Raw genomic sequence first — 7,978 nt, 5'->3', positions numbered from 1 at the left:
TGAGGAGAACGATCGCCGCAAGGCCTTGGCTGAATTCTATGCCACGCTGCGCCACGACGGCATCTTGATCCTCGATCAGCGCAACTACGACGCCATCCTGGATCATCAGATCGCCCCGACGCACAACTACTATTACTGCGGCGAGAATGTCCGTGCTCAGCCCCAGCATGTCGACGATACGCTCGCACGCTTTCGCTATGAGTTTCCGGGGGATCACGTCTTCCATCTCAACATGTTTCCCTTGCGCAAGGAATACACGCGCCGACTGCTGCACGAGGTCGGCTTCCAGCGCGTCACGACCTATGGCGACTTCAAGGAAACCTATCGCGACGACGAGCCGGACTTCTTCATCCACGTCGCGGAGAAAAGCTACGTGGAAGGGGGTGACGACGCATGAGCGACACCTATTCCACGGTCGTCGAAACCGCGCGCACCTATTACAACAGCGACGATGCCGACAACTTCTACTTCCATGTCTGGGGCGGAGAAGACATCCATATCGGGATCTACGACACGGCTGACGAGGCGATTGCCGATGCGAGCCGCCGCACCGTCGAGCGGATGGCTGCGCTGGTTCCCGGACTCGGACCCGAGACACGGGTACTCGACATGGGCGCAGGTTACGGCGGGGCGGCACGCTGGCTCGCCGGCCGGCTCGGCTGTCGCGTCACGGCGCTGAATCTGAGCGAGCGCGAGAACGCCCGCCATCGAGAGATGAACCGTGAACAGGGTCTCGACCACTTGATCGAGGTGGTGGACGGGAGCTTCGAGACCGTCCCCTCACCCGACGGGCGCTACGACCTGGTCTGGTCGCAGGATGCCATCCTGCATAGCGGGCGGCGCGAGCAGGTCATCGCGGAGGCCGCGCGAGTGCTGCGCCCCGGGGGGCGCTTCGTGTTCACGGATCCGATGCAAGCCGACGACTGTCCGCCCGGCGTGCTCGAGCCGGTGCTCGCGCGGATCCATCTGGACAGTTTGGGATCGATCGCGACCTACCGCGCGACGGCCGTACGCCATGGGCTCGAGCCGGTGGAGGTGATCGAGATGACCGAGAATCTGGTCACCCACTACAGCCGCGTGCGCGAGGATCTGATGCAGGCGCGCGAGTCGCTCGACGGCAAGGTTTCGAATGCCTACATCGATCCCATGATCGCCGGTCTCGGGCATTGGGTCGACGCGGGAGCGTCAGGCTATCTTCGGTGGGGAATCCTACACTTCAAGAAGGCTGCTGACTAAACCGAAGGATGACGACCATGAACGACACCAACGAATCGGCCCCTGCAACGGGAACCATACCCTGGATTCAGTGGAATCCTCCGGTCTTCATCATCTCGGCGGTGCTGACGCTGGCCTTCGTGCTCTTCGCCGCCCTCGCCACGGAGACCGCCGAACCCCTGTTCAAATCCATTCAGGATTGGGTGATCGAATCGGCCGGTTGGTTCTACGTGATGGCCGTCGCCGGTTTTCTGGTCTTCGTGATCGCGCTCGCCGTCTCGAGCCTCGGACGAATCAGGCTCGGACCCGAGCATTCCGAGCCGGACTACAGCTATCTGTCCTGGTTCGCGATGCTGTTCTCGGCCGGCATGGGCATCGGTCTGATGTTTTTCGGCGTAGCCGAGCCGGTCATGCATTTCGTCGCCCCGCCGGTCGGCGACCCGGAGGTCGCCGAGGCCGCACGTCAGGCCATGCGGATCACCTTTTTCCACTGGGGTGTGCATGCCTGGGCCATCTATGCCGTGGTCGCACTCTCGCTGGCCTATTTCGCGTTCAGGCACGGCCTGCCGCTGACCATTCGCTCGTCGCTCTACCCGCTCATCGGCGATCGCATCTACGGCCCGATCGGGCATACGGTCGACATCTTCGCGGTCTTGGGGACCATCTTCGGCGTGGCGACCTCGCTCGGATTCGGGGTGATTCAGATCAACTCGGGGCTCAACTATCTCTTCGATGTGCCCACATCGATCGGTGTTCAGGTGATGTTGATCGCCGGCATCACGGCCATCGCCACCCTCTCGGTGGGCCTCGGGCTCGACTCGGGGATCCGGCGTATCTCCGAGTTGAACATGATCCTGGCCGTGAGCTTGATGGCCTTTGTCCTGATCGCCGGGCCAACCGTCTTTCTGCTGCAAACCCTTGTTCAGAACACCGGGATGTATCTGTCCAATCTGTTCGAGATGACCTTCAACCTCTACGCCTATGAGCCGACCGACTGGATCGGCGGCTGGACGCTCTTCTATTGGGGATGGTGGATCGCCTGGGCGCCCTTCGTCGGCATGTTCATCGCGCGGGTCTCGCGCGGACGCACCATCCGTGAATTCGTCACCGGCGTGCTGCTGGTGCCGCTGGGCTTTACCTTCATGTGGATGACCTTCTTCGGCGACACCGCCATTCACATGATCATGGTTCAAGGGGTCACCTCGCTCGCCGCCGCGGTGGCGGCCGATACCTCGGTGGCACTCTTTCAGTTCTTCGAGCAGCTGCCGTTCTCGAGCGTGACCGCGCTGGTCGCGACCCTCCTGGTCGTCACCTTCTTCGTGACCTCCTCGGACTCCGGATCCCTGGTGGTGGACATCCTGACCTCGGGCGGCAAAGAGGAATCACCGCTCTGGCAACGCATCTTCTGGGCGGTCGTCGAGGGCGTGGTCGCCGCGGCCTTGTTGGTGGCCGGCGGGTTGGCCGCACTCCAGACCGCCACCATTGCCAGCGCACTGCCCTTTACGGTCGTGATGATCCTCATGTGCTGGGGCTTGCTGCGGGCGCTGCGCATCGACGCGATCAAGCATCTCAGCCTGCGCGTGGCTCGGGTGACGCCGGGCGGCCCACAGAGCCCGGTCAACTGGCGCCGCCGACTGCACGCACTCGTGCACCAACCGACCCAAGCCGAGGTGTTGCGTTTTATCCGCGACACCGTCAAACCGGCATTGGGCGAGGTCGTCGATGAGCTCGGGAAAATGAGCCTGGATGCCGGGCTCGTGGAAGGCGAAGACGGCCGTGTCTGGGTCGAGGTCCGGCATGGCGCCGAGATCGATTTCTTCTATTCGGTCCGCCCGCGCCCCTACGAGTCGCCCAGCTTCGTGCTGCGCGACACCCGCGCCAGCCGGGCGAGGGCGCTCGAGTATTTCCGCGCCGAGGTCCATTTGCGCGAAGGCGGTCAAGACTACGACCTCATGGGCTGGAGCGCGCAGGACATCATCGGCGACGTCCTCGACCAGTACGAGCGCCACATGCACTTCCTCCAGACGGTGCGCTGACGTCCCGACGGTCTTCAACCGGGAAGCCTCGTTTGGGAGCTCGACCCGGCTTGCCCTCGCAGTGAGGTTCCCTCGGTTTTTCGTCATCCAAGGGCATCGCATACCGCACCGGGCGCGGTTCAGGGTCGCCGCGTAAAGCGTGATTGGCGTGCCATGAGCCCTTCGATGCGCTGGCGGATGTCGCGCAGGCTCAGGCGCCCGACCGGCTGGCGGCTCGCAGCCCTGGCCGCATCCGCGGCATCGACGCGTTCCTTCACGATGCGGGCGAGACGCTCGGCCAGCTCGGGACGTTTGGCCAAGAGAGATCTCAGGCAATCCAGATCGATCCGGATCAAGGTCACGTCGCTCTTGGCCCGCAACTCTAGAAAGGATGGCTCGTCGGTCAACATGGAGGTAATGCCCAGGTGATGGCCCGGGCCGAGGACCTCCGTCACCTTACGGGTGCGATCCGGCAGCGTAATGGCGGCCTCCACGAGACCGCCGACGATCACGTAGAAGGCATCGCTCGGAGCCCCTTCGGCAAGGATCACATGCCCGCTGTCGAAGTGAGAATAGACGCTGCGCGCGGCAACCTGCTCGAGCTCCTCCTGCGTGAGCAGGCCCGCCACATCCAGACCCTTGAGTGCGAGCAGGATCGTCGGCGGCTCGGCCTGGACCGCGGAGGCTCGGCGCGTGTGCAGCTCGTGGACCTCCGGCGCGATGCTGATCCCGGCGCGTTGCATGGCCCAATGAATCTCGCGGAACAGCTCCTCGCGACCGCGAAACACCGCGGGATAGTTCTTCAAATGGACCCACACCATGTACTGGTAAGGAATGGTGGTCGCATCGGCGAGACGCACGATCGGGTGGGGAAACTTGAGGACGCTTTCGCACCGCAAGGACGCGTCGAGGATGAGTGCCGTGGCGAAGCGCGGATCGACCTCGGCCGGGATCCGGACGAAATACCAGGGGGCGAAGAGATGCTGATCGTCGTGCAGATTTTTCAGCGGCTCGCCGGCCATCTTTGAATTCGGGATGACATGGGTCGCATTGTCCCAACCCCGCAGGCGTGTGGCTCGCCAGTTGAGGTCGATGACCTGCCCGACGGTGCCGTCGCGCAGCTCCACCCAATCGCCCATCTTGAACGGCCGCTCGATGCCGAGCGCGATCCCGGAGAAGAGATCCCCGAGTGTGCGCTGGAGCGCAAGACCGAGCACGGCAGCGGCGACACCCGTGGAGAGCCAGATTCCGGCGAAGGAATAGCCGCGCTGCCAGAGCACGATCGCAATACCCACGAACATGAGCACGGCATAGATCAAGCCGACCACCAGCTTCGGCACGCGCTCGGGTAACGCGTCGTCGGCCTTGCGCAGGATCATCACCTCGATCAGGCGAGCCAGCAGCCAACTGACGACCAGGTAGCACACGACCAGGGTCGCGGTTCGAACCCCGGCATCGGCATTCTCGAGCCCCAGCCATGGCGTGAGCAGCAGGATCAGACTCCCCGCCACCAACACCACGAAGGGCCACAAAAGCAGATCGCCGACGGCAAGCATGATCGGAGCGCGTTTGCGCAGCCAACGGCCCTGAAGCGGCCCCGTTCCGAGGCGCCAGAGCATGAGCACGAGCGCCACGCCGAGCAGAATGGGCCAATGCAGTTGGGCCAGTCGTTCGAATAGGATCATCTTGTCTCCGGTCGGTCTGCATACGGCCACGGCACCCACCGGGCGGGCAGATTGACGGCATACACTCGCGAGATCACCTCGATCGGATCAGTGTTGGCAGTGCACGCAGTAAAAGCTCGAGCGCTGCCCGATGCGCCGCTGGCGGACCGGCGCGCCGCAGGCGACGCAGGGCTCGCCGGTGCGGCCGTAAACCCGCAGGGACTGGGCGAAATATCCGGGGTTGCCGTCCTCTTGGACAAAGTCGCGCAGGGTCGTGCCACCCTGCGTAATGGAGGCTTGGAGCACGCCGCGAATCACCTCCGCGAGACGACGGTAGCGCTCCAGGCCGATCCGATGACAGGCGCGAGCGGGATGGATGCCGGCCAGGAAGAGCGACTCGTTCGCGTAGATGTTCCCGACTCCCACCACCACCGAGGCATCCATCAAAAAGATCTTCACGGCGACCCGCCGTTCTCGGCTCAGACGGTGGAGATGATCGCCGTCGAATGCCGTCCCCAGCGGCTCGGGACCCAGGTCGCACAGCAATGGATGATGGGCCTCGGCAAGCTCGGGCGTCTCCGGGAGCCACAGAAACAAACCGAAGCGGCGCGGGTCGTGAAACCGAAGACAACGCCGATCGGAGAGCACCAGGTCGAGGTGGTCGTGTTTCTTCGGCGGGCTGTCCGCGGGGACGACCCGCAGGCTGCCGGACATCTCCAGATGGATGAGCAAAGTACCCTGATCCAAGCCGATCAGGAGATATTTGCTGCGTCTCGACAAGGACCGAACCGTCTGACCGGCCACGCGCTCCGCGGTCTCGGGCGGGATCGGCCGGCGCAGCCGCGGGTCGCGAACGATCAGACGTTCGATCAGCGCGCCCTCCAAATAGGGGCGGATGCCGCGGAGCGTGGTCTCGACCTCCGGAAGCTCGGGCATCAGAGTTGACCCCTCGGCGGATCGGCATCCGCAGGCGCGAGACCCGCATCGGCAGGATCCGGGGCGAAGGGATCCAGGCCGAAGCCATCGGGGAGGTCTCGGTCCTCCTCGACCCCGAAACCCTCCTGCTCGACACCGTCCCGAGTCAGCACCTCCTCGCGAAGCACATCATGCGGGCGCAGCCGGACCTCCGGTGGGGAGCCGAGCGGGAGCTCGCCGGAAAGCGGGGCGTCCGGGTCCATCAGGGAATCCAGCGTGCCCGGTGATTCGCGCCACTCGGGGTCCGGGGCGAAGACATCTGCTTCCGGACTCGACGGGGACTCGGGCCAGGCGGAGTCCGTCGTCACGGCGTCCTGCTCGGAGACCGGCGCCGAAACCGAAAGCGACGGGGTCGGGTCGATGGCGCCGGGATCCTCGATCAGCTCGGGGGGCTCGCCGAGCACGTAGGTGAGTCTCAGATCCGGTCGCGTCCAACGTCGACCGTCCTCCGACACCCGATAGCGCACCCGCGTCCCGTCCGATGCGCTGAGCTCAAGCAGCGTACCGTTCGGCTCACCGATCAAGGGCTCGATGCGCTCGGCGACCAGCCCCGTGAGCCGGGCCAAGGTCTCGACGCTCAGGGGAACCCTGTCGTGCGTGGCGAAGACAGGCCCGAGATCGCGCGGGAGCGGCATGCGCGCCACATAGTCGATCGGCGGCGCAATGAGCAGATGCTGGAAACGGTCAGGAATGAGATGGACCAGGTCATCGCTCGCGACATAGCGCCATTGTTCGATCGGGTCCAGCCCGCCCGTCGCGATATCGGTTGTGTCCAGGCGCAGACGCAGCTTGACCGGGTCCAGACCCAGCTCCCCCAGCGCGGCGGCCTGCGCCGGGACACTGCGCAGGAGCGGCGCGTCGCGGATCGCCAGCAGGGCAGCGACGCGATCCGGGTCGACATCCACGTCCCAGGGCGAGCGCATCCGCCAGCCGGAGGCGAGCCGCTCGAGCGCGATGGTCGGCTCGCCTTCGCGGGCGATCTCGATCAGGTGCGGATCGGGCGCGCCCGCACCGGCCAATGTCGCCGGGGCTTGCGTAACGGCAAGCTCGTGACGAATCGCCCAGCCGAGTGCCGAGAGGACCAAGATCAGAACCAGGTTGAGGATCCAGCGCGACCTCATGTCCCTCTCCAGCGCCGCCAGCGGATACCGAGCCCGATCAAGAGGAAGAGCGCGGGCAAGATGACCAGCGACCCCAGCCCGATGCGCAGCCGTTGCTGCTCGTCGAGGACGAGCGCGTCCAGCGCGAGCGGGTCGGGCGGGAGCACGGTGAGATCGCCCGGATCGCTCAGCCAGGCCAGCAAGGCGAGCGCGAGCGCCCGATTTCCGTAGGCGCCGATCTGGGCGTTGCTCGCGAAGTCGCCGTCGCCGACCACCAGGACGCGCTGCTCGCGACCGTCCTCCGGCATCGGGCGATTCAGGGCCAAGACGACCGGGAGTGGACCAGGCTGCTCGCCGATGACCTCGTCGCGGTCGATCAGGCCGTCGAGCCGCCCGATCTCGTTCCAGCTCCGCGCGCCGGTCGCCAGATAGGTGTCCAGAATCCATCCGGGAGCGGGCTCGGTGCCGAACGCGATGCTGCCCGGCAGCAGGGCCGGGACGTCGAGATCGGCCGAGAAGGGGTGCTCCGGATACTCGGCGATGACCGCGACGGCCGGGGTTGCGACACCCAAGGCGGCGGCATCCGCGTCGACGACCGTGCCGGGCAGGATGGTCAGCCCCAGATAGTCGACCAGGGACTCAAGCCCGTTGAGCGCTCCGGGATCCAGCAGCCAGAGCAGGTTGCCGCCCCGATCGAGATACGCGATCAGGCGCTCGACGACGCCCGGAAAGAGGGGGATGCGGGGCGTGGAGAGGACCAGGATCCGGGTGTTGATCGGCACCTCCTCGACGCGACCCAAGTCGAGCGGACGCGCGAGAAAGCCGCGCTCCGCCAACTCCTCGCCCAAGCGACCCAGGTCGGCGCCGCCCTCGCCCTGTATAGCGCGCTCGCCGTGACCCTCGATCACGGCGACCCAGGGGACACGGCTCGCGCCGAGCCGGGCGATGGCGGCGCTGATCGCGCGCTCGCCGACCTCCGCGACGATCTCGCGTCGCCCGCGATAGTCGA

General features: G+C 65.6%; 6 protein-coding genes and 1 pseudogene. 3 read left to right on the top strand and 4 right to left on the bottom strand.

The window, feature by feature from the left end; all coding sequences use genetic code 11:
- The 3 genes and pseudogenes from VLR48_RS16540 to VLR48_RS16530 all read left to right on the top strand — a co-directional run.
- A pseudogene (locus VLR48_RS16540) lies at window positions 1-397 on the top strand (class I SAM-dependent methyltransferase); the annotation flags it as partial.
- Window positions 394-1,236 (top strand): class I SAM-dependent methyltransferase, encoded by an 843-nt coding sequence (locus VLR48_RS16535; protein ID WP_325292843.1) that lies wholly within the window; start codon window positions 394-396, stop codon window positions 1,234-1,236. The pseudogene VLR48_RS16540 and the gene VLR48_RS16535, both read left to right, overlap by 4 nt.
- Window positions 1,237-1,253: 17 nt before the next feature.
- Window positions 1,254-3,251, top strand: a complete 1,998-nt coding sequence (locus VLR48_RS16530) for a choline BCCT transporter BetT (RefSeq protein WP_325292842.1) — start codon at window positions 1,254-1,256, stop codon at window positions 3,249-3,251.
- A gap of 119 nt (window positions 3,252-3,370) precedes the next feature.
- On the opposite strand, the gene VLR48_RS16525 is transcribed toward VLR48_RS16530, so the two are convergent.
- The 4 genes from VLR48_RS16525 to VLR48_RS16510 form a co-directional block, all read right to left on the bottom strand.
- Window positions 3,371-4,915, bottom strand: a complete 1,545-nt coding sequence (locus VLR48_RS16525) for a mechanosensitive ion channel family protein (RefSeq protein WP_325292841.1) — start codon at window positions 4,913-4,915, stop codon at window positions 3,371-3,373.
- A gap of 87 nt (window positions 4,916-5,002) precedes the next feature.
- Window positions 5,003-5,830 (bottom strand): bifunctional DNA-formamidopyrimidine glycosylase/DNA-(apurinic or apyrimidinic site) lyase, encoded by an 828-nt coding sequence (gene mutM, locus VLR48_RS16520; RefSeq protein WP_325292840.1) that lies wholly within the window; start codon window positions 5,828-5,830, stop codon window positions 5,003-5,005.
- Entirely contained in the window at window positions 5,830-6,990 is a 1,161-nt protein-coding gene (locus tag VLR48_RS16515) for a hypothetical protein (RefSeq protein ID WP_325292839.1), read from the bottom strand. The genes mutM and VLR48_RS16515 overlap by 1 nt, the downstream gene beginning before the upstream one ends.
- Window positions 6,987-7,978, bottom strand: a 992-nt coding sequence (locus VLR48_RS16510; RefSeq protein ID WP_325292838.1) for a DUF4350 domain-containing protein, incomplete at its 5' end; no start/stop codon positions are given. The genes VLR48_RS16515 and VLR48_RS16510, both read right to left, overlap by 4 nt.

It is taken from the genome of Thiocapsa sp. (assembly GCF_035467215.1).
GTDB lineage: Bacteria > Pseudomonadota > Gammaproteobacteria > Chromatiales > Chromatiaceae > Thiocapsa.
This window is presented reverse-complemented; position numbering and strand designations above follow the sequence as displayed.

Bases quoted from the DNA above. Each gene is read 5' to 3' on its own strand.
- VLR48_RS16535 (WP_325292843.1), top strand. From the start codon at position 394: ATGAGCGACACCTATTCCACGGTCGTCGAAACCGCGCGCACCTATTAC.
- VLR48_RS16530 (WP_325292842.1), top strand. From the start codon at position 1,254: ATGAACGACACCAACGAATCGGCCCCTGCAACGGGAACCATACCCTGG.
- VLR48_RS16525 (WP_325292841.1), bottom strand. From the start codon at position 4,915: ATGATCCTATTCGAACGACTGGCCCAACTGCATTGGCCCATTCTGCTC.
- mutM (WP_325292840.1), bottom strand. From the start codon at position 5,830: ATGCCCGAGCTTCCGGAGGTCGAGACCACGCTCCGCGGCATCCGCCCC.
- VLR48_RS16515 (WP_325292839.1), bottom strand. From the start codon at position 6,990: ATGAGGTCGCGCTGGATCCTCAACCTGGTTCTGATCTTGGTCCTCTCG.